26 protein-coding genes and 2 pseudogenes are annotated in these 25776 nt (G+C 62.1%); 19 read left to right on the forward strand and 9 right to left on the reverse strand.

Features of this window, described 5'->3' with window-relative positions; translation table 11 throughout:
• The first annotated feature begins 1 nt into the window (after position 1).
• The 6 genes and pseudogenes from sdhA (at position 2) to AC0V8S_RS05715 (ending at position 7008) form a co-directional block, all read left to right on the forward strand.
• A pseudogene (gene sdhA / locus AC0V8S_RS05690) lies at positions 2-1837 on the forward strand (succinate dehydrogenase flavoprotein subunit).
• Between the two features lie 2 nt (positions 1838-1839).
• Positions 1840-2277, forward strand: coding sequence for a DUF3052 family protein (locus AC0V8S_RS05695; protein WP_183464307.1), 438 nt, complete (start codon positions 1840-1842; stop codon positions 2275-2277).
• On the forward strand, positions 2277-3056 hold the full coding sequence (locus AC0V8S_RS05700; protein ID WP_010912301.1) for a succinate dehydrogenase iron-sulfur subunit: 780 nt from the start codon (positions 2277-2279) through the stop codon (positions 3054-3056). The genes AC0V8S_RS05695 and AC0V8S_RS05700 overlap by 1 nt, the downstream gene beginning before the upstream one ends.
• A gap of 146 nt (positions 3057-3202) precedes the next feature.
• On the forward strand, positions 3203-3952 hold the full coding sequence (locus AC0V8S_RS05705; RefSeq protein ID WP_475437105.1) for a nucleotidyltransferase domain-containing protein: 750 nt from the start codon (positions 3203-3205) through the stop codon (positions 3950-3952).
• A gap of 469 nt (positions 3953-4421) precedes the next feature.
• Positions 4422-6065: a sulfatase-like hydrolase/transferase gene (locus AC0V8S_RS05710; protein ID WP_475437106.1), complete on the forward strand. Its 1644-nt coding sequence runs from the start codon at positions 4422-4424 to the stop codon at positions 6063-6065.
• A 313-nt stretch (positions 6066-6378) separates the two neighbouring features.
• The gene (locus tag AC0V8S_RS05715) at positions 6379-7008 is read left to right on the forward strand and encodes a YceH family protein (protein ID WP_475437107.1); all 630 of its coding nucleotides are present in this window, start codon (positions 6379-6381) and stop codon (positions 7006-7008) included.
• 97 nt (positions 7009-7105) lie between these two features.
• On the opposite strand, the gene AC0V8S_RS05720 is transcribed toward AC0V8S_RS05715, so the two are convergent.
• Positions 7106-7531, reverse strand: coding sequence for an OsmC family protein (locus AC0V8S_RS05720; RefSeq protein ID WP_069090493.1), 426 nt, complete (start codon positions 7529-7531; stop codon positions 7106-7108).
• 225 nt (positions 7532-7756) lie between these two features.
• On the opposite strand from AC0V8S_RS05720, the gene AC0V8S_RS05725 reads away from it, so the two are divergent.
• The 3 genes from AC0V8S_RS05725 (at position 7757) to AC0V8S_RS05735 (ending at position 9017) form a co-directional block, all read left to right on the forward strand.
• Positions 7757-7984: a hypothetical protein gene (locus AC0V8S_RS05725; protein ID WP_183464304.1), complete on the forward strand. Its 228-nt coding sequence runs from the start codon at positions 7757-7759 to the stop codon at positions 7982-7984.
• On the forward strand, positions 7981-8337 hold the full coding sequence (locus tag AC0V8S_RS05730; protein ID WP_475437108.1) for a YciI family protein: 357 nt from the start codon (positions 7981-7983) through the stop codon (positions 8335-8337). The genes AC0V8S_RS05725 and AC0V8S_RS05730 overlap by 4 nt, the downstream gene beginning before the upstream one ends.
• Positions 8338-8489: 152 nt before the next feature.
• Positions 8490-9017: a hypothetical protein gene (locus tag AC0V8S_RS05735; protein WP_475437109.1), complete on the forward strand. Its 528-nt coding sequence runs from the start codon at positions 8490-8492 to the stop codon at positions 9015-9017.
• Positions 9018-9176: 159 nt separating this feature from the next.
• Here the strand turns inward: AC0V8S_RS05735 and AC0V8S_RS05740 are convergent, their stop codons facing one another.
• A complete protein-coding gene (locus AC0V8S_RS05740; protein WP_095202808.1) occupies positions 9177-10436 on the reverse strand; it encodes a ubiquinone biosynthesis hydroxylase in 1260 nt (419 codons plus the stop codon).
• 99 nt (positions 10437-10535) lie between these two features.
• Here AC0V8S_RS05740 and tesB point away from each other — a divergent pair, with 99 nt between their 5' ends.
• The 8 genes from tesB (at position 10536) to AC0V8S_RS05780 (ending at position 19842) form a co-directional block, all read left to right on the forward strand.
• Complete coding sequence (gene tesB / locus AC0V8S_RS05745) at positions 10536-11396, forward strand: acyl-CoA thioesterase II (protein WP_183464301.1); 861 nt, start codon at positions 10536-10538, stop codon at positions 11394-11396.
• A 322-nt stretch (positions 11397-11718) separates the two neighbouring features.
• Entirely contained in the window at positions 11719-12057 is a 339-nt protein-coding gene (locus tag AC0V8S_RS05750) for a P-II family nitrogen regulator (protein WP_010912291.1), read from the forward strand.
• A gap of 31 nt (positions 12058-12088) precedes the next feature.
• Positions 12089-13450, forward strand: a complete 1362-nt coding sequence (locus AC0V8S_RS05755; protein ID WP_475437110.1) for an ammonium transporter — start codon at positions 12089-12091, stop codon at positions 13448-13450.
• 327 nt (positions 13451-13777) lie between these two features.
• On the forward strand, positions 13778-14053 hold the full coding sequence (locus tag AC0V8S_RS05760; protein WP_096451620.1) for a hypothetical protein: 276 nt from the start codon (positions 13778-13780) through the stop codon (positions 14051-14053).
• 166 nt (positions 14054-14219) lie between these two features.
• Entirely contained in the window at positions 14220-15095 is an 876-nt protein-coding gene (locus tag AC0V8S_RS05765) for a hypothetical protein (protein WP_475437111.1), read from the forward strand.
• A gap of 288 nt (positions 15096-15383) precedes the next feature.
• Positions 15384-18041 carry a DNA translocase FtsK gene (locus tag AC0V8S_RS05770; RefSeq protein WP_475437112.1) on the forward strand — a complete coding sequence of 886 codons (2658 nt, stop codon included), beginning with the start codon at positions 15384-15386 and terminating at the stop codon, positions 18039-18041.
• Between the two features lie 143 nt (positions 18042-18184).
• Positions 18185-18865, forward strand: coding sequence for an outer membrane lipoprotein carrier protein LolA (locus tag AC0V8S_RS05775; protein ID WP_475437113.1), 681 nt, complete (start codon positions 18185-18187; stop codon positions 18863-18865).
• A 170-nt stretch (positions 18866-19035) separates the two neighbouring features.
• Positions 19036-19842 (forward strand): exodeoxyribonuclease III, encoded by an 807-nt coding sequence (locus tag AC0V8S_RS05780; protein WP_183464297.1) that lies wholly within the window; start codon positions 19036-19038, stop codon positions 19840-19842.
• 92 nt (positions 19843-19934) lie between these two features.
• On the opposite strand, the gene AC0V8S_RS05785 is transcribed toward AC0V8S_RS05780, so the two are convergent.
• Positions 19935-20390 carry a Crp/Fnr family transcriptional regulator gene (locus AC0V8S_RS05785; protein ID WP_183464296.1) on the reverse strand — a complete coding sequence of 152 codons (456 nt, stop codon included), beginning with the start codon at positions 20388-20390 and terminating at the stop codon, positions 19935-19937.
• Positions 20391-20514: 124 nt separating this feature from the next.
• On the reverse strand, positions 20515-21198 hold the full coding sequence (locus AC0V8S_RS05790; RefSeq protein ID WP_027053190.1) for a response regulator transcription factor: 684 nt from the start codon (positions 21196-21198) through the stop codon (positions 20515-20517).
• Positions 21199-21342: 144 nt separating this feature from the next.
• Between AC0V8S_RS05790 and AC0V8S_RS05795 the strand changes: the two genes are divergently transcribed.
• Positions 21343-21879: a L,D-transpeptidase family protein gene (locus AC0V8S_RS05795; RefSeq protein WP_183465075.1), complete on the forward strand. Its 537-nt coding sequence runs from the start codon at positions 21343-21345 to the stop codon at positions 21877-21879.
• Positions 21880-22017: 138 nt separating this feature from the next.
• On the opposite strand, the gene AC0V8S_RS05800 is transcribed toward AC0V8S_RS05795, so the two are convergent.
• Entirely contained in the window at positions 22018-22275 is a 258-nt protein-coding gene (locus AC0V8S_RS05800) for a hypothetical protein (RefSeq protein WP_183464295.1), read from the reverse strand.
• 130 nt (positions 22276-22405) lie between these two features.
• On the opposite strand from AC0V8S_RS05800, the gene gcvA reads away from it, so the two are divergent.
• Positions 22406-23335 carry a transcriptional regulator GcvA gene (gene gcvA / locus AC0V8S_RS05805; protein WP_475437114.1) on the forward strand — a complete coding sequence of 310 codons (930 nt, stop codon included), beginning with the start codon at positions 22406-22408 and terminating at the stop codon, positions 23333-23335.
• Between the two features lie 28 nt (positions 23336-23363).
• On the opposite strand, the gene AC0V8S_RS05810 is transcribed toward gcvA, so the two are convergent.
• The 4 genes and pseudogenes from AC0V8S_RS05810 to AC0V8S_RS05825 form a co-directional block, all read right to left on the reverse strand.
• A complete protein-coding gene (locus AC0V8S_RS05810; RefSeq protein WP_475437115.1) occupies positions 23364-23843 on the reverse strand; it encodes a hypothetical protein in 480 nt (159 codons plus the stop codon).
• Between the two features lie 278 nt (positions 23844-24121).
• Positions 24122-24538 (reverse strand): DUF1761 domain-containing protein, encoded by a 417-nt coding sequence (locus AC0V8S_RS05815; protein ID WP_183464292.1) that lies wholly within the window; start codon positions 24536-24538, stop codon positions 24122-24124.
• Between the two features lie 129 nt (positions 24539-24667).
• A pseudogene (locus AC0V8S_RS05820) lies at positions 24668-25365 on the reverse strand (class I SAM-dependent methyltransferase).
• Positions 25320-25745 carry an EVE domain-containing protein gene (locus tag AC0V8S_RS05825; RefSeq protein ID WP_019861976.1) on the reverse strand — a complete coding sequence of 142 codons (426 nt, stop codon included), beginning with the start codon at positions 25743-25745 and terminating at the stop codon, positions 25320-25322. Before AC0V8S_RS05825 ends, AC0V8S_RS05820 begins: the two are co-directional and overlap by 46 nt.
• Positions 25746-25776 lie beyond the last annotated feature (31 nt).

A 25776-nucleotide genomic window follows, 5' to 3' on the forward strand; every position in this document is an offset into this window, starting at 1 on the left:
GTTGGCCAAGGACGCGAAATCAGCCAACAAAGCAGGCTATAGCTTTGTCGACCACAAATTCGATGTGGTGGTCGTCGGCGCCGGTGGTGCCGGCCTGCGCGCCACGCTCGGCATGGCCGAGCAGGGCCTGCGCACCGCCTGCATCACCAAGGTGTTCCCGACCCGCTCGCACACCGTTGCCGCGCAAGGCGGCATTGCCGCTTCGCTGTCCAATATGGGTCCCGATTCCTGGCAGTGGCACATGTACGACACCGTCAAGGGCTCGGACTGGCTCGGCGATGTCGACGCCATGGAATATCTGGTGCGCGAAGCACCGGCGGCGGTCTACGAGCTCGAGCACTATGGCGTGCCGTTCTCGCGCACCGAAGAGGGCAAGATCTACCAGCGGCCGTTCGGCGGCCACATGATGAATTACGGCGAAGGCCCGCCGGTGCAGCGCACCTGTGCCGCCGCCGACCGCACCGGCCACGCCATCCTGCACACGCTCTACGGCCAGTCGCTGAAGAACAACGCGCAGTTCTTCATCGAGTATTTCGCGCTCGACCTGATCATGGAGCCGGACGGCACCTGCACCGGCGTCGTCGCCTGGAATCTCGATGACGGCACCATCCATCGCTTCTCGGCCAAGATGGTGGTGCTGGCGACGGGCGGCTATGGCCGCGCCTATTTCTCGGCAACTTCGGCGCACACCTGCACCGGCGACGGCGGCGGCATGGCGGCACGTGCCGGCTTCCCGCTGCAGGACATGGAGTTCGTGCAGTTCCACCCGACCGGCATCTATGGCGCCGGCTGCCTGATCACCGAAGGCGCGCGCGGCGAGGGCGGCTATCTCGTCAATTCCGAGGGCGAGCGCTTCATGGAGCGCTACGCGCCGTCGGCCAAGGACCTTGCCTCGCGCGACGTCGTCTCGCGCTGCATGACGCTGGAAATCCGCGAGGGCCGCGGCGTCGGCAAGAAGAAGGACCACATCTTCCTGCATCTCGACCACCTCGATCCGGCCGTGCTGCATGAGCGGCTGCCCGGCATTTCGGAATCGGCCAAGATTTTCGCCGGCGTCGACCTGACCAAGGAACCGATCCCGGTGCTGCCGACGGTGCACTACAATATGGGCGGCGTGCCGACCAATTACTGGGGCGAGGTACTCGAGCCCGACGGCAGAGAACCCGGACCGGGTGTCGCCCGGTCTGATGGCGGTGGGCGAGGCGGGCTGCGCCTCGGTGCACGGCGCCAACCGGCTGGGCTCGAACTCGCTGATCGATCTGGTCGTGTTCGGCCGCGCCGCGGCGATCCGCGCCGGCCAGGTCATCGACCGCAAGTCGGCGATCCCTTCGCCCAACGAAGCCTCGGTCGAAAAGATCATGGATCGCTTCGACGGGCTGCGCCACGCCAATGGTTCGACGCCGACGGCGGTGCTGCGTGAAAAAATGCAGAAGGCGATGCAGGAAGACGCTGCCGTGTTCCGCACGCAGGAATCGCTGGAAAACGGCTGCAAGCGCATTTCGGAAATCTGGGCGAGCTCAAGGACATCAAGGTCTCAGACCGCTCGATGATCTGGAACTCCGACCTGGTCGAGACGCTGGAGCTGGAGAATTTGATGGCCAATGCCATCACCACCGTCTACAGCGCCGAGGCCCGCAAGGAGAGCCGCGGCGCGCATGCGCGGGAAGATTTTGCGTCGCGCGACGACGCCACCTGGCGCAAGCATACGCTGGCGCGGCTCAGCGAGGACGGCAAGGTGACGCTCAGCTACCGGCCGGTGCACACCGAGCCGCTGCTGGCCGAAAAGGACGGCGGCATCAGCCTCGCCAAGATCGCGCCGAAGGCCAGGGTGTACTGACGATGGCGCTGGCGGCCACGGGATATTCCGGCAAGCCCCTTCCGGCCAAGCTTGGCCTGAAGGATGGCATGACGGCCGCCTTCATCGCGCTGCCGCCGGAGCTCGATGAATTGGTTGACGCCGTCGATTTTGCCGAGGTCGACCGGCTTGCCGAATGGTCCGACATTTCGGGCAGCCATCAGAGATACGACGCGGTGCACGCCTTCACCCGGCATCGCGCCGAGATCGAGGATCGCCTCGGCGATGTCGAGGCGGCGATCAAGCGCGACGGCATGGTCTGGGTGTCGTGGCCGAAGAAGGCGTCGAAAGTGCCGACCGACGTCACCGAAGGCGTCGTGCGCACCGAAGCGCTGAAGCGCGACCTTGTCGACGTCAAGGTCGCCGCCGTGAATGAAATCTGGTCCGGGCTGAAGCTCGTCATCCGAAAGGACCTGAGGTAATGGTCGAACTGACGCTCCCCAAGAATTCGAAGATCCAGCAGGGCAAAACCTGGCCAAAGCCGGAAGGCGCCACCAATCTGCGGGAATACCGCATCTACCGCTGGTCGCCGGACGATGACGAGAACCCGCGCATCGACACCTATTTCGTCGACATGGACGATTGCGGGCCGATGGTGCTCGACGCGCTGCTGTGGATCAAGAACAAGATCGACCCGACGCTGACCTTGCGCCGATCCTGCCGCGAAGGCATTTGCGGCTCCTGCGCGATGAACATCGACGGCTCGAACACGCTGGCCTGCACCAAGGGCTGCGACGACATTTCCGGCGCCGTGAAAGTCTATCCGCTGCCGCATATGCAGGTGGTCAAGGACCTGGTGCCCGACCTCACCAATTTCTACGCCCAGCATGCCTCGATCGAGCCGTGGCTGAAGACGGTGTCGCCACAGCCGGCCAAGGAATGGCTGCAGAGCCATGAGGACCGCGAGAAGCTCGACGGGCTCTATGAGTGCATATTGTGCGCCTGCTGCTCGACCTCGTGCCCGAGCTACTGGTGGAACGGCGACCGCTATCTCGGCCCGGCGACGCTGCTGCAGGCCTATCGCTGGCTGATCGACAGCCGCGACGAGGCCAAGGGCGAGCGGCTCGACAATCTCGAAGACCCGTTCCGGCTCTACCGCTGTCACACCATCATGAATTGCGCCCAGACCTGCCCCAAGGGCCTCAACCCGGCCAAGGCGATCGCGGAGATCAAGAAGATGATGGTGGAGCGCCGGGTCTAACCGCGATCGCTTTTCCTTTTGCGCGCCTTCGGCGACGCGGCTGCGGAGATCAAGAAGATGATGGTGGAGCGCCGAGTCTGACGCCGAAACTACCCGCTGACTTTTCGCCGGACGCCGTCGCGGCCCTCCGCGAGCGCCTCGATCTGGTGCGAAGCCAGGGTGTAAAAATCCTGTTCGCCGTCGAAAGCGGCAGTCGCGCCTGGGGCTTTCCGTCTCCGGACAGCGACTATGACTGCCGCTTTGTCTATATCAGGCGCGTGTCGGATCACCTCGTGCTGCAACAGCCGCGCGACGTCATCGAGTTTCCGATTGAAGGCGAGATCGATGCCGGGGGCTGGGATCTGCGCAAGGCCTTGCTGCTGGCGCTCGGCGGCAATGCGGTCATCGTCGAATGGGCAAAGTCACCCATCGTCTATGAGGAAGTCCCGGGATTTCGCGCGCGCCTTCTCGACCTGCTGGCCGAGATCGTCGATCCGGTAAAGGTATCGCAGCACTATCTCGGTCTGGCGCGCTCGCATGTCGCCAAGATCGGCAGTTTTTCCGGCGAGGTGAAGCTGAAGAAGCTGTTCTATCTGATCCGGCCGTTGGTGGCCCTGGACTGGATGGGACAGCGCGGCTTTGCCGGCCTGCCGCCGATGAACCTCGGCGAATGCCTCGACCAGACGGACGTGCCGGTGCCGGCAGCAGAGGAAATCCGCGGCCTGATCGAGCGGAAAAGCCAGACGCGGGAGATGGGGTCCGGTCTCATCCCGACCGCCATCGCGCGCTATCTCGAAGCCCGCTATGGTCACCACGCAATGAACCTTGCCGCCACGGTCAGGGACGATGCCCGCCAGGCACGCAAACATGCCCTTGCAACCGCGTTTTACCGCCGGGAGGCTGAACACCTTCCATGAGCGATCTTCCCATCCTCTCCATCGAACCGGGTGTGCTCGGCTGCCTGATCCAAAGAAGGAACTGACGCCGGATCCGCTGACGCTCAATGCCGAGCGGGCACCATGCAGAGGATGGTGCGAGCCGGGGATGGCAACCGACGGAGATTCACCAGGCGCCCGAGCTGCTTGAGCAGAAGGGCTGGTGTCGCCGTTGTTCGGCTCGCATGTCGAACGCCATCCGTTCAGATGGCTCTGCAGTTCTCGCTGACTGCGCCTTGCCTGGCATGCTCTTGTTGGGTGGCGGCCGACCGCGCCTGATCGTTGTTTCCAGACATGCCGCTCGCCATGGTCGAGGCTTTTTCGGCGACCTTATATTAGAAATCGTGCAAGCAATTGATTGCTTTATGCGCGAAGCCTGCAGCATTGCCTTAGTATAGTCTTAAGTGGTTCTCGATATTCACTTGCGAGATTGTCGCTCGAGAGCAAAGTGATGCACGGCTTTATCGTGAATCGGTACTCAGTATCCGGACCATTGATCAGCGTAGCAACCGTGGGATCGCTCACCTGGCTTGTGTCGCTGATCCATTTTCAAGAGAAGGGGCTGCTTGCGGCTGTCGGCTTGGGAATCTTAATTGCGCTTGTCTTGATGGATAGGTTCCGGGACAAGGGGGCGGATCAGCAAAAAACCGGGTGGTTCAGGCTCTATTTTTCGCTTTTCCCCGGCCTTCTATTCCTTGTCTATATCTATATCGAAAGCGCCTTCGGCTATTTTGACTGGGGTGCGATGTTGATGCATGTCGATGCGGGCATCCTGACGCCCGGTGTCGTTGTTGAATATCTGATGCATACCGGCAGCACGATACTGGTCATTGCGGTCGTTCTTTTCGGCCTAGCCGCATTGAAGGCGCGCGGCACGCTGACACGAGGATTGGACGTCGCCTTGATGGCATTCTTCCTGGCGGCGAACCCGATGCTAACGCGCCCGATCGTGGCGGCGATGCATTCCAATCCGTTGCATGATTTCCTCGCCACGCGGTTCGTCGATATCACGCCGTTGACAAAACCGGAGGCAGGAACGGCGTCCGTGCCGGCCGCGCCAAAGAACCTCGTCCATATCTTCGTCGAGAGCGCCGAGCGCACTTACCTGAACAAGGCGGAGTTCGGCGACGTCATGGATCCGCTGCTCGAATTCGACAGACGCGGTCTTTCGGCGACGAACATGGTGCAGCTTGCCTACACCAACAATTCCATGGCCGGGATGGTGGCGGCGAACTGCGGAACGCCGTTGCTGATGACCTATTTCACAACGCGCCAATATCTGGAGGAGAATTCGCAATTCCTGCCGGGCCTGACATGCCTGGGTGATGTTCTAAGGGCACGAGGCTATCGGCAGAATTTCATTTCCGGTTGGCCGCTCGGCTTTACCGGTCAGGGGGCGTTCTACGCCTCCCATGGCTACTCGTCACTTTTTGGGGGAGCCGAGGTGGTGGCCGGTGTCGGCGGGCCTGGCAGTTCATTCGGCGCCGATGACGCCCAGGTTCTGGATATGAGCTTCGACGTTTTGCGGCGTGCGCAGCAAGACGGCCGGCCGTTCTCGCTGACGATCGCCGTCAGCGGCGGGCATGCGACGGATGGCTACCTGACCGACAAATGTATCGGCAAGACGGGACTTTCCCCACAGGCCCCAAACATTCTCCATGCCGTGAAATGCACGAACATGCTGATCGCGGACTTCATCCACAAGGCCGAGGCCGAAAGTCTGATGGCAGACACCGTTCTGGTGCTGCAAAGCGATCATCTCAGTGCGCCAAGCACTGTGACGGATCGTTTGAACAAATATGAACGGCGCAACTTTTTCTCCCTGTCGGGCGCCGGCATTCCTGCCAAAGCGTATGCCGGGCTTTCGGGCACAATCGACATATTTCCGACCATTCTGGACGCGATGGACGTGCCGCTGGCGAATGACCAGGCTGCCTTTGGCGTTTCGCTACTCGGGGATCGACCGACGCTGACCGAGGTGTTTGGACAAGCCCAGTTCGACGAAGCGATCTATGCCGAGGACGTGCTCGTCAGATCATTCTGGAAGCTGAAACCGTCACGGACGGACGTCGCGTCCGAAGTTGAGTTGGACTAGCGCGTTTCACGGGCCGTGAAACGCTCTATCTCCGCTACGCACTTCTCCTGAAATTGCTGTAAATGCCAAGGCGCGCGCCATGCATATGCGCCGGATGCCGGATCGCACCTTGAAATCCGCGGCTGATCGAGCGGAAAAGGCAGACGCGAGAGATGGGGTCCGGTCTCATCCCGATCGCCATCGCATGCCATCTCGAAGCGCGTTATGGTCACCACGAAATGAACCTTGCCGCCATGGTCGGGGATGAGGCACACCAGGCACGCCAACACGCCCTTGCAACCGCGTTTTACAGCCAGGAGGCCAAACAACTTTCATGAGCGAAGACCTTCCCATCCTCTCCCCCATCGAAGCGCGCGTGCTCGGTTGCCTGATCGAGAAGAAGGAGCTGACGCCCGATGTCTACCCGCTGACGCTCAACGCAGCACTTGCCGCCGCCAACCAGAAGACGGCGCGCGAGCCGGTGATGGCGCTGGAACCGACAGAGGTGCACCGGGCACTGAAGCTGCTCGAGCAGAAGGGGCTGGTGCGGCAGATGTTCGGCTCGCGCGTCGAGCGCTATGAGCACCAGATGGCGCAGCGCTTCTCGCTGACCACGCCGCAGACCGCGTTGCTCGGCCTGCTCTTGCTGCGCGGGCCGCAGACCGCGCATGAGCTCTTGGCGCGCGCCGAGCGCATGGCGCGGTTTTCGTCGATCGAGGATCTGCGCGCTGAACTCGACATGCTGATCGGCCGCCGGCCGCCGCTGATCCAGGAAATCCCGCGCGGGCCGGGCCAGCGTGAGGATCGCTACGTGCATCTCCTCGCAGGAGCTGTGGACGTTGCAGCCCTTTCGGCCCAGCGCAGTGCGCCGGCCATGCCTCACTCCGAGCTGGATGCGAGAGTGGAGGCGCTGGAGCAGGAAGTCGCCGCTCTGCGCGCCCGGCTCGACGCGCTGGGCGGTTGAGGCGGCCAGCGATCCAGACGTAGCCGCGCCGGGGCGATTGTCCGTAACGAAAACGCCGGCTCTCAGGCCGGCGTTCGTCACTTCAGGGCCGCCTTGCTCAGCCGAGCTTGGCGTCGAGCGACACCTTGATCGCACCGAGCGCCTTGGAGACCGGGCATTCGGCCTTGGCCTTCTCGGCCAGTTCCTTGAATTTCGCCGCATCGATGCCGGGCACCTTGCCGACCAGCGTGATCGCGCTGCCGGTGATGCCGGTGCCTGGAACCAGTGTCACCACGGCCTTGGCGTCGAGTTCGGCCGCGGGCGTGCCGTTCTCGGCCAGGAAGTGCGAAAGCTGCATGGCGTAGCAGCCGGCATGAGCGGCCGCGATCAGCTCTTCCGGATTGGTGCCGGATTTGCCGCTTTCATCCTCAAAGCGCGCCTTGAACGAATAGGGCGTGCCCTTGAGCGTCCCGCTCTGGCTGTCGAGCGTGCCTTTGCCTTCCTTAAGATTGCCTTTCCAGACGGCGGTTGCGGTGCGGTCCATGAAGTCCTCCTTGGTTGTCTTGAACTTGGCCTGAGTGGCATCCGGTCAACTATAGCGCGGGCGCGCTCGAAGACCACTGCGCTGTTTGGACCACGGCACGATGACGGCTCATCGCTTCCGGAAAAATATTCGGGGCCTCAAAAAATATCCGGGCAAAAATGTCGGCTTCCATCCGGCCGGGCGTCCTGCGGGCGGTCACGGGATTGTGGCCGGATGGAGGTTCACATGGACAATCTGTTTTTCGCGCTGTGGAAGAGGCCAGGCCGCAGGCCTGAGCGACAGGAAGACTTCTGGCTGGATCCGCCGGCGCCCGTCTTCGGCAGGCTGCTGGCGGCGGTCGCCATCATCGGCGTCGCGGCATGCCTTCTCGACCATGCGGCGGCGGTCGAAGGCAAGGCTGACACGCTCGTTGCCGCATCCTATGGTTCGTCGCAGCAGGGGAGGCCGCAATGAAATATGTCTGCCTGGTCTATGGCGAGGAGAACGACCTTTACGCGCTCACCGCCGAGAGGGGGGCCAAGCTCGATGCCGATTCGCTGGCCTATAACGAGGTCCTGGACCAGGAGGGCAAGTTGATCATCGCGCAGGCGCTGCAATCGGTGAGGACGTCGAAGTCGGTGCGACGGCGCGAGGGCAAGCGCCTTGTCATCGACGGCCCCTTCGCCGAAACCAAGGAACAGCTGCTTGGATTCGTCATGGTCGAAGCCGACACGCTCGACGAAGCGCTGGACATCGCCGCCCGCATTCCGCTGGCTGAACTCGGCACGATCGAAGTGCGGGCGATCTACGACATACCGGGGTCATAGGCGGAGGCTGGCTTGGCGGCGTGAGCCGACTTGTTTAATCGCCTAAGCTTCACCAGCCGCAAATTGAATTTTCTTGGCCAGGTCAACTCTCGCGTGTTGAAGCAAGGCGACAGTTCTCTTATCGTCGCGCGGGTTCCTGGGGGGATTTCGACATGCCTTTCCTGATTGCGATCCTTGGCGCGCTCGGAGCGGCGGCGTTCTGGTGGTACCGGATGAAGGCCATGAACGACGCCGCGCGCGAGGTCGCCGATGTCGTCGGGCGCGTGCAAGGCAACATCCGGCGCAAGAAGCTACGCAAGCAGGCCGCCCTGTCGCCGCTGACGGCGATCGACGATCCGGTTGTGGCTGCCGCGACGCTGATTACGTCAATCGTCTCCGAAAATGGACCCATCCTGCCGCAGCGCGAGGCTGTCATCCGTGCTGTCATTTCCGAGATCGCCGACAAGAAGAAGACCGATGAAGCGGTGATCTATGCCAAATGGGCGGCGTCACAGATCGACGACACCACCGTCGTCATCGACAAGCTGGCGCCGTTCCTGCGCGAGCGTCTCGATGTCGGCGAGCGAAATGACCTGCTGCAGATGGTCAACCGCGCCGCCCAGGGCGGCGAGAAGCGCCTTGAGATCGCCGATCAGCGCATGCTGCGGCTGCGGCAGAAGCTGGGTTTCGAGGTGAACTAGGGTGTGCTGATATTCAGGTGAGGCCGGCCTGCAAACGACGGCCTCCTGCGCGTCCGGTGCTCACGTACTTAAGTACGCTCCGCTCCGGTTCTCGGAAGCCATCGTTTTCGACTCGGCCTGACCTGAATCTCAACACGCCCTGGCGTGTGCGTGAGACAGCTAGATCGCCTCGCCCTTCAGCAGCCGCGGCGTGCCGGCGGACAGCCCCGATGCCTGCCGGATAAAAAACGCCTTCAGGCGCGGCATGCGCTCGACGAGGCCGAGGCCGATGTCGCGGACGGTGCGCAGCGGGGTGATGTCGTTGGAAAACAGCCGGTTGAGCACATCCGTGGTGACGCCCATCTGCACCGTGTCGAAACGGCGCCATTGCTGGTAGCGTTCGAGCACGTCCAGCGCGCCGATGTCCTGGCCGAGCCGGTCGGCCTCGACGATCACCTCGGCAAGTGCCGCCACATCCTTGAAGCCGAGATTGAGGCCCTGGCCGGCGATCGGATGGATGCCGTGGGCGGCGTCGCCGGCAAGGGCCACGCGCGGCGCGACGAAGGCGCGCGCGATGGTGAGGCCGAGCGGCCAGGCGCGCGGCTTGTCGGCAACGCGGATCTCGCCGAGCTTCAGGCCGAAACGCTGTTCGAGTTCATGCTCGAAGACGAGATCGTCGCCTTCCACCAGCGTTTTGGCATCTTCCGCGCGTTCGACCCAGACGATCGACGAGCGGTTGGTGCCGTCCTCGTCGGGTTTCAGCGGCAGCGTGGCGAAGGGGCCGGCGGGCAAAAAGTGCTCCTCGGCGCGGCCATTGTGCGGGCGTTCATGCGCCACGGTGCAGACGATGCCGGACTGGCCGTATTCCCATTTCACCGTCTTGATGCCGGCCATGTCGCGCAGCTTCGAGTTGACGCCGTCGGCGGCGACCAGGAGCCGCGCCGTCAGCGCGGCGCCGTCGGCCAGATGCACCGTAATGCCGGCGCCATTGGTCTCGAAACCCTGCACCGCGACGCCTTCGATGATGTCGATGCCGAGCTTTTCGGCTCTGGCGCGCAAGGCGCCGTTCAGCGACTTGTTGGCGACCATATGGGCGAAGGGCTCGCCCGGCGCCACTTCGCCGCCGAAGGTCAGGAAGACCGGGCGCACCGGATCGGCGCTGCGCGAATCGGTGATGATCATCTCGGTGATCGCCTGCGCCTGCGGCGCGATCTCGGCCCAGACGCCGAGCTGGTCGAGCATACGGCAGGCGGCCGCCGCAATGGCCGAGGCACGGCCATCCCGTTGCCACGCGCCGGCGGGCGCGGCATCGACCAGTGCCACGGCCAAATGCGGCCGCGCCTGCTTCAGCGAGACGGCGGTGGCCAGGCCGACATAGCCGGCGCCGGCGACGAGAACATCGAGCCCGGATCTGGTCTTGGCGTCCGCCTTGCGTTCCATTGTCTTGGCTCCTTGCGCGCCGGCCGCGGCTGGCGCCCTTGACGGCTCGTTCTTCCTGTCGGAAACCGCCATAGCAATTTTGCGGCGAGGTCACAAAACATGACGGCGGCGATCGACGAGCTTCTGCGCATTCTCGACCTCGAGAGGCTGGAACACAATCTGTATCGTGGTCGCAGCCCCCAGGTGGAGTGGCAGCGCGTGTTCGGCGGCCAGACCATCGCGCAGGCGCTGGTGGCGGCGCAGCGGACGGTGGAGCCGGACCGCTTCGTGCATTCGCTGCACGGCTATTTCATGCGACCGGGCGACATCAGGGTGCCGATCATCTACGAGGTCGACCGCATCCGCGACGGCGGCTCCTTCACCACCCGCCGCGTGCTGGCGATCCAGCATGGACAGGCGATCTTTTCGTTGGAAGCCTCGTTCCAGGTCGATGAGAAGGGGCTGGAACACCAGTTCGCGCTGCCCGACGACGTGCCGCCGCCGGAAGGGCTGCAGACGCAGCGGCAGCTGCTCGAAAGGGCCGAGCGTGTGCCGGAGGCGGTGCGCCGCTTCTGGGCGCGCGAGCGGCCGCTGGAGCTCAGGCCGGTCAATCTTCAGCACTATGAAAGCCGCGACAAGCTGCCGCCCCGGCAGAATGTCTGGATCCGCCTTGCCGGGCCGGTTCCCGACGATCGCGCGCTGCAGTCGGTGCTGCTCGCCTACCTCTCCGACATGACGCTGCTCGACACCTCGACCTTCGCGCATGGGCGCGGCCTGTTCGATCCCGACATCCAGGCGGCGAGCCTCGACCATTCGATGTGGTTCCACCGGCCGCATTCGCTCGACGGCTGGCTGCTTTATGCGCAGGACAGCCCGTCGAGTTCGGGATCGCGCGGCTTCAGCCGCGGCACGCTCTATGCGCGCGACGGCACGCTGATCGCTTCGATGGCGCAGGAAGGGTTGATCCGGCTCAAGCGTTGAGCACTCCGAGTCTTGTTTGAGCAGGAACACTGGACAAACGAAAACCGTTTGTCCGAGAAAACCGGGTTCGCCTTTTCGGGACCATACCCAAAGCCGGCAAATTAGGCATTTTCGAAAAATTGCATAATTTTTAAGCATGTGGCGTGCCGCAGGCACCGGCACCGGCTGGCTTCGGCCACCCCATTCCCTTTGTTTACAACAGGTTAACATGCTGCTTCGGCACTTGGCACGGAGCTTGAATCCTTGGGGGCACTCTCCGGCTCTTTGGGATCGGTGAAGTCGTGCAAACGCGGGGGACCGCAACAGCAAAGGGTGAAACCTTATGAAAATCGTGATGGCAATCATCAAGCCGTTCAAGCTGGACGAGGTACGCGAAGCGCTTACCGCCGTCGGCATCCAGGGCCTGACCGTCACCGAAGTCAAAGGCTACGGGCGTCAGAAGGGACATACGGAAATCTATCGCGGAGCGGAATACGCGGTCAGTTTCCTGCCGAAGATCAAGATCGAGGTCGCGGTCAGTGCCGACACGGTCGACAAGGCCGTCGAAGCCATCACCGCCGCGGCCAAGACCGGCCAGATCGGCGACGGCAAGATTTTCGTTTTCGGCATCGACCAGGCGGTGCGCATCCGCACCGGCGAAACAGACACCGACGCGCTCTGAGCGGCGAACACGTATTCCAATGGAGAGTTCAATGAATATTTCTTCCACCTTGAAGACGACGGGACGGGCGGCCCTTCTGGGCTCGCTTGCTCTCGCAGCATTGGGCAGCGTCGCCGCCTTCGCGCAGGAAGCAGCTCCGGCCGCCGCCGCTGCCGCGCCGGCTGCCGCTCCCACCCCGGTGCTCGACACCGGCAACACCGCCTGGATGCTGACCTCGACGGCGCTGGTGCTGATGATGACCATCCCGGGCCTGGCGCTGTTCTACGGCGGCATGGTGCGCAAGAAGAACGTGCTCGCCACCATCATGCAGAGCTTTGCCATCACCTGCCTGGTGACGGTGCTGTGGTTCATGTTCGGCTATTCGCTCGCCTTCACCACCAATGATTCCGCCAGCTTGAACAACTACATCGGCGGCTTCTCGAGATTCTTCCATCACGGCATCACCGTCTCCACGCTGTGGCTTCCAGGGGTCTCCAACATCCCTGAATTCGTCTTCTCGATGTTCCAGATGACCTTCGCCATCATCACGCCTGCCCTCATCGCCGGTGCCTTCGCCGAACGCATGAAGTTCTCGGCGCTGCTGCTCTTCATGGCGCTGTGGCTGGTGTTCGTCTATTGCCCGATCGCGCATTGGGTATGGGGCGGCGGCTTCCTTGGCGCGGCTGGCGTTCTCGACTTCGCCGGCGGCACGGTCGTCCACATCAACGCCGGTGTCGCGGGTCTGGTCTGCGCGCTGGTCCTGGGCAAGCGCGAAGGCTACGGCACCACCAACATGGCGCCGCACAACCTGGTCTATTCAGTGATCGGCGCTTCGCTGCTGTGGGTCGGCTGGTTCGGCTTCAACGCCGGTTCGGAACTGGCGGCCGATGGTCTTGCCGGCGCCGCGATGATGAACACGCAGGTCGCCACCGCTGCCGCGGCGCTGGCCTGGATGTTCGCCGAATGGATCGTCGCCAAGAAGCCGTCGGTGCTCGGCATCATCTCGGGTGCCGTCGCGGGCCTCGTCGCGGTGACGCCGGCTTCCGGCTTCGTCAACCCGACCGGCGCGTTCATCGTCGGCATTCTCGCCGGCGTTATCTGCTACCTCTCGGCGGTCAAGCTCAAGCATGCGCTCGGCTATGACGACTCGCTCGACGCCTTCGGCGTTCATGGTATCGGCGGTATCGTCGGCGCACTGCTCACCGGCGCGCTCGCCGATCCGGCGATCAATGCGCTCGGCAAGGACGCTTCGGTCGGTAAGCAGCTCTATGGTATCGCCTTCACCATCCTGTGGACGGCGGTTGCCACCTTCGTGATCCTCTACATCGTCAAGGCGCTGGTCGGCCTGCGTCCGACGATCCAGGATGAGGTCGAAGGCCTCGATATCTCCCAGCATGGCGAAGTGGTGCCGTAAGGCCAGCCTCGCCAACGGGGCCGGCGGAACCCTCCTCCCGCCGGCCCCATGATTCCCTCACGCAATTCCAGGAAACCCGCAATTTGGCTTTCCCTGGAACTGCTCCAAAGATCCCGTCGTGACGTTCTCGAAAGAGGCTCACGCATTGAGGCCCGGAGCGATCCGGGCCTCTTTTTTGGCAAATTCGTCCTGATTGAGATCAACTTTGCGCAGTCACGTTCGCGTGAGGACGCTGTTCGAGGAAACATCGACCGGCCTAGCCCCGAACTGTGGATGCGATCGTCGTTCTGACGCTCGTGTGTAAAAAACACAGGGAAGGAACTTCTTATGAACTTCAAGAACATCTGCCTCGGAGCACTTGCTCTTTCCATGGTCAGCGGCGTTGCATTTGCCGGTGCACTCGATGAGCCGGACAATATGGCGCCGTTCTTCACCGATTCCAGCATGAAAACCATGAAGCCGATGGCGGAATTCAAGGCCGCCTTCATGGCCATGCCGATGGAAAAGCAGGAAGCAATGAAGAAGGAATGCCAGGATGCAGCGATGAGCAAGCCGCACGCCGAGTTCTGCGCCAACGTGCATATGCTCGGCGGTGCGAACTGACATAAACCTAGACCGGCTCCAGTCAGTTCGGTCTTTCGTCATCCTATTAGTGAGATGGTGGGCTTTCTAGCCCGCCATTGCTTTTTCCAGTTCTATTATAGTCGGACCTTGCCTTAAGTTGCTTAGAATCCTATTATTGGACGGCACGTATTTTTGAGGCAATCAGATGCCAAAATATTCGACGCTCATGATATTGCTGTCTAAGCTGTTTATCGCGATTAGTTTTAGTGCGTTTTGCGTTCTTGCTTCCTATATAGCCGCCAAGTTCGTGTACTCGGGGCAAATGGAATTCCAACTTTTGGAAAAATTTGGACTTGATCTGAGAGATAGATCTCGAGAAGATCGCTCTTACGATTTGATATATTCCGATCATAATTCGGTAACTTCATGGCTATTAAATTGTGTTGGTGCTTCGAAATTCGATGACCTTCCTGAAGAATCTAAACAATTTCTTACGCCATTTATATTCCTTAGTTACAACGATGAAAACACTTCTAAATTGAGGCCATTCTTTGCTGGAGAGCGTGTCTTGGGTGCTTTGAGCAAGGATATCACCATGAAGAGAGTTTATTGGAGTGCGCAGGCCAACGGCGCATATTCTCAGTGGCAATTTGCGACTTGGATTACGATCTCGATCGGTATGTTAACAACGATTTTCGTTAGTTTAAGCACAACCGAATTTGGTCGAGGCGAGGGCACTACGCAGCGCGTAGTTCGCACACTTGCTGTCGTTTTTCCGGCGCTTGGCACCGCAGCCGCAGCGATTGTGGGGTTCTATGGCCCTCAAGCTGATTGGAGCCAAGCATCGAGATCACTTGCCAGTCTCTCCCAACTGCATGGCCAGTTGGCGATAGAGATTTGGAAACAGAATTGCATCAAATCGCCTGGTGATCAAAACGAAATAGATCTTAAGCCACTATTGGAAGGATGGTCTAAGCGGTACATCGACATAGAGACGCTTTCCAACACCTCTAATACCGCGGCTACTACGACACCAGGAACCTCTGACAATTCATCAGACAAGTCACGGGTTGCTCCGTAAGTTTCTATTTGAGTTAGATAGGAGGCTCCAGGCGGCTGCGGTAGCCATCCTCATACACTTGGCCCTCTGGCTTCAATTCGGATTTGCATGCGGATGTTGGCGATAGGCCGATCCGAAATATCCTCGAAATCCGAGGCGATTGGTATCGAGTCTTAGTGGGTAGAGGCCCTTAGGGTTCCCAACCTCTTATAGTTAATGCGCCCTTAACCTTCCCAACGATAGTCTGGCATCCGAATCTGCCGGAGTGCGTCATGTGCTGCGGCCAGGCAATCACTGACGGGGAAGAGCATGCGTTCAGGGGCTTCAGCACCGCTCGCGCTGACCGATACGGGGCACGGCATCCAGGCTTTCGCACGGCGCCAGGTCGGCCGGCTGGTCGGCGCCGGCCTGTTCCTGGCCGTAGCCTTCGGGGTCGCCAGCCTCGCCACCTGGAACGTCGCCGATCCAAGCTTCTCGCACGCCACCAGCAACACCGTCACCAACGCCATGGGCTATGCGGGTGCCGTGTTCTCCGACCTTGCCATGCAGTTCTTCGGCCTCGCCGCGGTTGCGGCGCTGGTTCCGGCTGTGATCTGGGGGTATCTCTTGTTTTCGGCGCGCGGCGTCGACAGACTGCCCAAGCGCGGACTGTTCTGGTTCGGTTTCGCGCTGCTCGCCGCCGCGATCGCCGGTTGCATCGTGCCGCCCAAGACATGGCCGCTGCCCACCGGCCTCGGCGGCGTGTTCGGCGACATGGTGCTCAAGATTCCCGGCGTGCTCATCGGCGGCTATCCGACCGGGCTGATCGCCAGCGTGCTCGCCGTCTTGCTGGCGGCGCCGACGCTCTGGCTTTTCGCCTATGGCTCGGCGCTGATCGGCCGCAAGAACGGCTTCGCCGTGATGGAAGAGCCGGCGGCGGCGGATCCGCGCGAGGACGATCTTCTGTTCGACAATGACGAGGATGAGGGCGACGAGGGCATATTAGCGCTCGGTGCCATCACCCATTGGTGGCTGTCGCTGCGCGCGTGGATGCATCGCCGTGCGGTGCGCCGTAGGCAGGAGCGCGACGAGTACGAGCCGGAGATGGAGCCGCGCTCCACCGCTTGGCGGCGCGCCGCCGAACGGGTCGAATCGGCCGAGTTCGCCGAACAGCGGATGAGCCCGGATGGCCGCGCTCGCGTCGAACCGGAATTCTTCGCCGCCATGGTCAATGACCGCAGCGTATCTGTCGATCCGGACGATGACGATATCTTCGACCGCGACGACGTGGATTTCGACGACGAGCCCGTCACCCAGCGCCGTGGGGCCCCCGCGGCCAAGGTGCAGCAGTTCCGCTCCGATGCCGCAACCCGTGTAGAGGCGCCGGCGCCGCGCCCGGCTCCAGGCGCCCGCGTCCAGCGCGAGGCGCAGACCTCGCTGATCGGCTCGGACAAGTTCGAGATGCCGTCGCTGCATTTCCTGTCCGAACCGAAGAACGTCGCGCGAGACCCAAGTCTCTCCAAGGATGCGCTGGAACAGAATGCGCGCCTGCTTGAGGGCGTGCTGGAGGATTTCGGCGTCAAGGGCGAGATCATCGCCGTACGTCCCGGTCCGGTGGTCACCCTCTATGAGCTCGAACCGGCGCCCGGCATCAAATCATCGCGCGTCATCGGCCTTTCCGACGACATCGCCCGCTCGATGAGCGCGATCGCCTGCCGCGTCGCCGTCGTGCCGGGCCGCAATGCCATCGGCATCGAACTGCCGAATGCAAAGCGCGAAACCGTCTACCTCCGGGAGATCCTGGCCAGCCGCGATTTCGAAACCACCAAGTCCAAGCTGGCGCTGGCGCTGGGCAAGACCATCAATGGCGAGGCGGTCATCGTCGACATCGCCAAGATGCCGCACGTGCTGGTCGCCGGCACCACCGGCTCCGGCAAATCCGTTGCCATCAACACCATGATCCTGTCGCTGCTCTACAAGCTGACGCCGCAGGAATGCCGGCTGATCATGATCGACCCGAAGATGCTGGAACTTTCGGTCTATGACGGCATCCCGCATCTGCTGACGCCCGTCGTCACCGACCCGAAGAAGGCCGTGGTGGCGCTGAAATGGACCGTGCGGGAGATGGAGGACCGTTATCGCAAGATGTCCAAGGTCGGCGTGCGCAACATCGACGGTTTCAACGCCCGCGTTCAGCTGGCCGAAAAAAAAGGCGAGAAGATCTCGCGCACCGTGCAGACGGGCTTCGATCGCCAGACCGGCGAGGCGATCTACGAGACGGAGGATCTCGATCTCGAGCCGATGCCCTATATCGTCGTCATCATCGACGAAATGGCCGACCTGATGATGGTCGCCGGCAAGGACATCGAGGGCGCGGTGCAGCGCCTGGCGCAGATGGCGCGCGCCGCCGGCATCCATGTCATCATGGCGACGCAGCGTCCGTCGGTCGACGTCATCACCGGCACCATCAAGGCCAATTTCCCGACCCGCATCTCCTTCCAGGTGACGTCGAAGATTGACAGCCGCACCATTCTGGGCGAGCAGGGCGCCGAGCAGCTGCTCGGCATGGGCGATATGCTCTACATGGCCGGCGGCGGGCGCATCCAGCGTGTGCACGGCCCGTTCGTCTCCGACGACGAGGTCGAGAAGATCGTCGGGCACCTGAAGCTGCAGGGCGTGCCCGAATATCTCGACGCCATCACCGAGGATGACGACGAGGATGATGACGAACCGTCCGGCAAGGGCGGCGGATCCGGTGGCGGCGGCGGTGGCAATTTCGAGGATTCCGACGATCCGTACGACCAGGCGGTGGCGGTGGTGCTGCGCGATGGCAAGGCGTCGACCAGCTATATCCAGCGCCGTCTCGGCATCGGCTACAACCGCGCCGCCTCGATCATCGAGAAGATGGAAAAGGAAGGCATTGTCGGCCCGGCGAACCACGCGGGAAAACGCGAGATCCTGGTGCCGACCGAAGACGACAAATTCTGATGGGAAGCCGGCCGCAACTTTGAACCCTGCGGCGCGTTGAACCTGAACTTTGCAGCGCGTTGACGTGAGTATCCGCCAAACTTCAGCCCAACTGGGGGCTCAGGACAACGATAGATACAGGAATCACCACGAGAGTGACCGCCATGAAAAACGATCTTTCCGCACTCGGCAATTTCGCCCTGACCCGCCGCCAGCTGCTTGGCCTCGGCCTTGTTGCTGCGGGTGCCACCGCCCTCAATGTGGTGCCCGGCTTCGAATTGCTGGCCTCGGCGCAAGCCGCCGTGCCCGCCGCCGCGCAGAAGATCGCCGACCATTTTTCCTCGGTCAAATCGATGAGCGGCGAATTCGTCCAGTTCGGCCCCAAGGGCGAGCAGACCGGCGGCAAGTTCTTCCTCGAACGGCCGGGCAAGATCCGCTTCAACTATGACGGGGCGTCGAACTTCAAGGTGATCTCGGACGGCAAGTCGGTGGTCATCCTCAACAAGAAAATGAACACGTCCGATCTCTACCCGCTGTCGAAGACGCCGCTCAAGCTGCTGCTCGACGACCGCATCGACCTCTCCGGCGACCGCGTCAAGAGCGTCAAGGAAGAGGACGACCTCACCACCATCAAGCTTTCCGACAAGTCGGTGTTCGGCAATGCGATGATCACCATGATGTTCGATCCGAAAACCTACGATCTGCGCCAGTGGACCATCACCGACGCACAGGGCAAGGACACCACGGTGATGATCTTCAACACCAAGGAAGGCGTCAGCTTCGCGCCCGACACTTTTGCGATCGATTACACGGCGAACCGCGAGCTCAACACCAAGACGCGGTAGACCGATCGCTCCAATAGCTGTGGAAAGTAATGGGCCGCGACTCGCCGAGCGCGGCCCGGCTTGTATTTGCAGCCTTCGGCTGGCAGGTTCCCGGGACTGACTCCGTCAATAGGCGTCTTCTCCGCCAGAGCCCACCGGTCTGGCCGGACACACGCTGTCCTGGATTGCGAATGCCCTTTTCGATTGCCACCTGGAACATCAACTCCGTTCGCCTGCGCATGCCGATCGTCGAGCGACTGCTCGATGAATACGCCCCCGATGTGCTCTGTCTGCAGGAAACCAAAGTTCCCGATGAGCTGTTTCCCGAAAAGGCGTTCCGCAGGCTCGGCTACCAGCACATCGCCTTCCATGGCCAGAAGGGCTATCACGGCGTCGCGACGGTGGCGCGGCGGCCGATCGAGGTGGTCGAAAAGCGCCGCTTCTGCGAGATCGAGGACAGCCGGCATTTGTCGGTGACGGTGCGCGCCGGCGGCAAGACGATCCTGCTGCACAATTTCTACGTTCCGGCCGGCGGCGACGAACCCGATCCCGAAATCAACAAGAAATTCAAGCACAAGCTCGATTTCGTCGCCGAGATGAACGCCATCCGCGCCGAGCATAGCGAGGTGTCCGCCTCGGTGCTGGTCGGCGACCTCAACATCGCGCCGCTCGAGCATGACGTCTGGTCGCACAAGCAATTGCTCAACGTGGTCAGCCACACACCCATCGAGACCGAAAACTTCGAGGCGATGCGGCTCGCCGGCAACTGGGTCGACCTGATGCGGCTCGACGTGCCGCTAGACCAGAAGCTCTACACCTGGTGGAGTTATCGCGCGCAGGATTGGGAGCTGTCCAATCGCGGCCGGCGGCTCGACCATGTCTGGTCGTCGCCCAACCTGGTGCCTGATTTCGCCGGCTACGAGATCCTGCGGGCGGCACGCGGCTGGGAGCGGCCGTCGGACCATGTGCCGGTCATCGCGCGGTTTGATCTCGATTAGGTATGTCGAAGCTCCTGCAATTCGTCATCCCAGGGTCTCCGCGACGGAGCTTCGCTCCTGCTCCGCCCTAGGATGACGAAGGCATCGGTGCCTCAGCCGGAAAACCGCGGCCCCAGCTCTTCGATGCGACGGATCATGGCCTGGAATTCCTCGGAGATGCGCTTGTGCAGCTTCACCGCCACTTCCGGATATTCCTCCAGGATGCGGCGGAACATCTTGCGGCTGAGCCTGATCACTTCCGAGTCGATTTCGGCCGACGCGCTGGTCAGCCGGTTGGTGTCGGCGATCAATGCCAGTTCGCTCAGGATGGTGCCGGGGCCGGCGCTGCCGATCGGGATGCGTTGGCCACCCTGCTCGCGATAGAGCACGATGCGTCCGCTGACCACGACATAGGCCGAATCGGCCTCGTCGTCCTCGCGGTAAAGCTTGTGGTTGGCCAGCAGCAGGGTGTTCTCGGCGCCGAAGGCGAGCAGGCGCAGCTGTTCCTGCGTGAAACCCTGGAAGAGGGTCACGGCGGACAGGATGCGGATGTCGTCATCCAACGCCATCTCTAGCTGCGTCCCCGAACGGTCAGTCCAATCCCTCCTTCACGAGCAGATCCCGAAAATCTCCTCCAACAGGATCGCACCCGAAAGCGGCCCCGCCCTGACCGCGCATTGGATAATGAAATGTTTAAGGAACCAGCTTGTAGCCACCGCTTTCTGTCACAAGAATTTCCGCATTGGAAGGATCGCGCTCGATCTTCTGGCGCAGCCGGTAGACATGGGTTTCCAGCGTGTGCGTGGTGACGCCGGAATTGTAGCCCCAGACTTCCTCCAGCAGCACGTCGCGCGTCACCACCTTCTGGTCGGCGCGGTAGAGATATTTGATGATCGAGGCTTCCTTCTCCGTCAGCCGCACCTTGGCGCCACGCGGGTCGATGAGCAGCTTCTGGCTGGGCTTGAAGGTGTAGGGGCCAACCGAGAAGGTGGCATCCTCGCTCTGCTCGTGCTGGCGCAGCTGGGCGCGGATGCGCGCCAACAGCACCGCGAAGCGGAACGGCTTGGTGACATAGTCGTTGGCGCCGGCCTCGAGACCCAGAATCGTGTCCGAATCGGTGTCGTGGCCGGTCAGCATGATGATCGGCGCCTTATAGCCGCCCTTGCGCAGGATCTTGACGGCCTCGCGGCCATCCATGTCGGGCAGGCCGACATCCATGATGAGCAGGTCGATGAGGCCGCCGCGCGCCGCAGTGACGCCTTTTGCCGCAGTCGCTTCCTGCAGCACGTCGAATTCCTCATAGAGGGCGAGTTGCTCGACCAGTGTGCCGCGCAGGTCGTCATCGTCGTCGACGATCAGGATGGTGCGTGAAGTCATGGATCAATCCGTTGTTTTGAAAAGTGAATTCATTTGACCGCTGCGTATTTATGCGGAAGCTGGCCAACACAATAGCCGATCACAGTGATTTGTTCCGTGGCACGATCATACAAGAAAAAACGCGATCGCAATGCAGCCGGCGCAATTTTGCCAAAACGGCTGCGTGTGCTCATCGTGCGGGCAAGGCCCGGCCATCCAACACAGGGCCTGCTGCAGGCCGGAAAAACAGTGTTTGCCTGCGCGCTGGGGCGCGGCGGCATATCGGCCGACAAGCGCGAGGGCGACGGCGCCACGCCGCTTGGCTCGATGCGGATCCTGTCGGGTTATTTTCGGGGAGATCAGTTTGCCGATGGCCGCAGGACCCGGCTGGCGATGACGCCGATCGGACCCGATCTCGGCTGGTGCGAGGTGCCGGACGACCGCAACTACAACAGGCCGGTCAAGATCCCCTATGGCGCGAGCCATGAACGCATGCGGCGCGACGACCGGCTCTACGACGCCTGCCTGGTGCTCGACTGGAACATTTCGCCGCGCCGCCGCGGGCGCGGCAGCGCCATCTTCTTCCACCTGGCACGCCCAGGCTTCACCCCGACGCAAGGCTGCGTCGCGGTGACCGCGCGCACAATGGCACGGCTGTTACCGCTGCTTTCGGATAGGACGGTGGTGAGGGTGGTGAGGTAGGGAATAGGCAGTAGGGCAGTAGGGCAGTAGGGCAGTAGGGCAGTAGGGCAGTAGGGCAGTAGGGCAGTAGGGCAGTAGGGATTGTCTTCCGGTGCCCTGACTTTTCCTACTGCCGTACTGCCCTACTGCCTTATTCCCCTATCTCCGCCCCGGCTTCTGCCAGCCTGTGCCGAGCAGGCCGATTTCGCGGAGTTCCCGGTCCATCACCTGTGCGATATCCCGGCGTTCGGCGCCGATGTCGCGCAACTGGCTCTCGGAGAGACCCTCAACAGTCTCGTGCGGAAGCCGGGCGGCGACCCGCGCCTGGCGCAGCCAATCGATCGCGGCGGACAGCCAAGCTGCAATGCCGGCGTGGGATTTGAGGGTGGTGTGGGACTTCAGAGCGATGTCGGTCATGGCTTTATCCGGTTTCTCCAGATATCAAATCTGGTTTGAAGGTGTTTCGATGGTCCAATCATGCCGGATTGAAAAATAAACGGGAAACGAGTAGTTCTTTTCAGATCATCAAGTTTTATTTGGAGATCGGATGTCTCGCCTCCTGCCCGGAACGCGCGCATTGAGGACCTTCGAGGCGGCGGCACGTCACCTCAATTTCACCCGCGCCGCCGACGAGCTTGGGCTGACGCCCGCCGCGGTCAGCCATCAGGTCAAGGAGATCGAAGATCAGCTCGACCTGGTGCTGTTCACGCGCACCAGCCGCACCATGCGGCTGACGGAAGCGGGAAACGTGCTGTTCGAAGCGTCGATCGACGCCCTTGACCTGCTCAACCGGGCGGTGTCCCGGGCCCGCAAGATGACGCGTGGCACAACGCTCTTGAAAGTGACGCTCGACGCGCAGTTCGCGACGAAATGGCTGATGCGGCGCATCGACGATTTCCGCCGTCAAAAGCCGGGCATCGAATTGCGCTTCGACATCACCTACGATGTCAGGGATTTCGAGCGCGACGACGTCGATATCGGCATTCGCTTCGGCACCGGCAAATATCCGGGCCTTCGCACGCACCGGCTGTTCGACAACATCATTATCCCGGTGTGCAGCCCGGCGCTGCTCGCTTCAGGCCCGCCGCTCAATGAACCGCGCGACCTTTTCCGGCACACACTCGCGCATATCGAATGGTCGCGGCAAGGCGTTACCTGGCCGAACTGGAGCATGTGGATGCAGGCAGCCGGCGTCGACGATTTCGATGACAGCCGCACCCTCGTCTTCGGCTCCTCGACCGACGCCACGCAGGCGGCACTCGACGGCAATGCCGTGGCGCTGGCCGACTTTGCCATGGTGGCCAACGATTTGTCGCAGGGGCGCCTCGTCCGCCCCTTCGAGCTCGGCATCAAGGTCGCGCCGGAGTTCGCCTATTTCCTGGTTTATCCGGAAACTGCGAAGGACGACGCCCGCATCGTCGCGTTTCGCGAGTGGCTTCTCGAGGAGGCGGCAAAGCCGCATAGCACGGAGGCATGAGCCGGCCGCGCCGAGCCCGGTCTTTCGGTCACGACCGGGCGTTGTGGCCGAAGATCATGCGGGTGTATTTCTTCCATCTCCATTTCACGGTTTTGTACAAACGCGGATAGTTTTTCGCCGAAATGGACGTCTGGAAGGCGCCGTTTTCGCTGCCTTGTTCGACAATGGGCCGTTCGAACCACAGCATCTCGATGCCGAGCTTCTCGTCCATCTGTTCGACCTGGTGGTCGATCGAGGTGTATATCTTGTTCTGCTCGATCCAGGCGCAGCGGGCTTCGGCGACCGGACGGGTGATGAGGTAGGAATCGGTGCATCTGGCGTGCAGTGCCGGGTAGAGCCTTTGACCCTTCCGCAATTTCCAGCTCGGCGTGTAGTAGTTGCTGCCATTGCCGAGATAGATGACGGCCTTGCGCGCGGGGCTGCCGAGTTCGGCAAGCCCCTGCCGGAACTTGGCGACGAAGTCGCGGGCGAGGAAGACGTCGTCCTCGAACACCAGGCAATAGGGCAAGTCGGTCTCGAGGAAATCCCGCCATATGCCGACATGTTCAGCGCCAGCGAGACGGCTGGCGGGTGGGTAAAGGCGGGGGCGACCAGCTCGTCGCGGATCTCCGGGGTGATGTCGGGCCGGTCCCAGTCCGTGTAGAAATAGACCGGCACGCCGCGCCGCTCGAATTCGCGGACAATGTGGCGGCGCCGGTCGTCATAGCCCTGCTTGACGTGGCAGATCCGGGTGAACACCTGGTCGCGTGGAAATCCGGATTCGTCTGCCATCGTCAATGCACCGCCTCAGCTTGCCGCGGCGCCGAACCAGCCGATCACCGCGCCGATGATCAGCAAGACACCGAGCCAGTGGCCGCCGTCGATGAGGGTCAGGTCCCAGCCGAAATTCTCGTAGCGGTGGTTGACCGAAAGCGTCGTGGCGACGAAACCCAGCCAAAGCACGAAGCCGAAGACAAGTCCGGCGAGCAATGTCGGCTCACCGCCGGTCATCGCGCCGACAACCAGCGCCATGATGTAGGCCATGACCAGTTCGGCGATGAAGCTGATGACGAAAGGCAGCGGTGATTTCTTCATCGTCGCCGGATCGAGCTTGGCGGCCTTCAGCCACGGCTTGCTCAGCGCCATGTACCAGGCCGCGCCGAACAGCCAAGCCACGACGGCGGCGGCGATGACGGCCAGCCAGTTCACTGCAGAAAAATCCATGAGCTTCCCCCTCCTGACGCAGGCCATGTGACATCTTTTTTGTTTTGACGCAATTCCGGACGGAAAACCGCTAAGCACTTTTCCTGGAATTGCTCGATGCACGTTGTATCAGGCGCTTCGGCGATGGCGTCAAGCAAAGCGCCAGACGGTGGTGCGCTTGACCAGGGAATCCTCCAGCGCCCGGGTGACTTCCACCTCATAGACAGCAAGCGGCTCCAGCCCTGTCTTGGGCATATAGGACCGGCCGGGATCGCCGACGAAGATCTCGGCGCCGCGCGCCTTGAGCGCCGCAAACCACGGCATCAGGCTATCTGCGAAGGATTTGTCGTAGAAAACGTCACCGGCCAGCACCACGTCCCAGCCCGCATCGGTGCCGATGCAGTCTGTGCCGAGGAAGCCGATCCCGACGCCATTGGCCTCGCTGTTGAGGCGGATCGCGGTGGCGCAGAACGGGTCGATGTCGGCGGCGATCACCCCGGCAGCGCCCGCCTTGGCGGCAGCGATGGCGACGAGACCGGAGCCCGAGGCAAAGTCGAGCACGCGCTTGCCCAGCACCGTGTCGGGATTGTCGAGGACATAGCGGGCGAGGCCCTGGCCGCCGGCCCAGGCAAAGGCCCAAAAGGGCGGCGGCAGGCCGATCTCGACCAGCTCGTCCTCAGTCCGCTGCCAAAGATCGTGTGCCTCATCGGCAAGGCGCAGCAGAATCTAGGCACATGCGGCGGCGCCATCAGCGCCGTGTTGTCGAGGATGAATTGCTTGGCGCTGTGCGGGGTGAGGGCCGTCACGGAGCAGGCGTCAGGCCGCCCATGCGGCAGACTTCCTTCCATTCGGCCGGGGTGACCGGCTGCACGGAAAGCCGCCCAAGCCGCACCAGCGCCATCTCAGCAAGCTTCGGATTGGCTTTTACCTGTTCCAGCGTCGGCGGGTTCGGCACATCGCGAACCGCGCGGATGTCGACGCATTCCCAGCGCGGATCGTCGGAAGTGGTATCCGGATGGGCCAGCGCGCAGACTTCGGCGATGCCGACGATGTTGAGCCCCTCATTGGAGTGGTAGAAGAAGCCGAGATCGCCGATCTGCATGGCCTTCATATTGTTGCGGGCGGCGTAGTTGCGCACGCCGTCCCATTGCGTGCCGGCCTTGCCCTTGGCTTTCAACGCCTCGAACGAGAAAACCGAGGGTTCTGATTTGAACAGCCAGTAGTTCATGTTTTCTCCTCCTTGCGGTCCAGGTGCGGAC

This window comes from Mesorhizobium oxytropidicola, assembly GCF_056174625.1.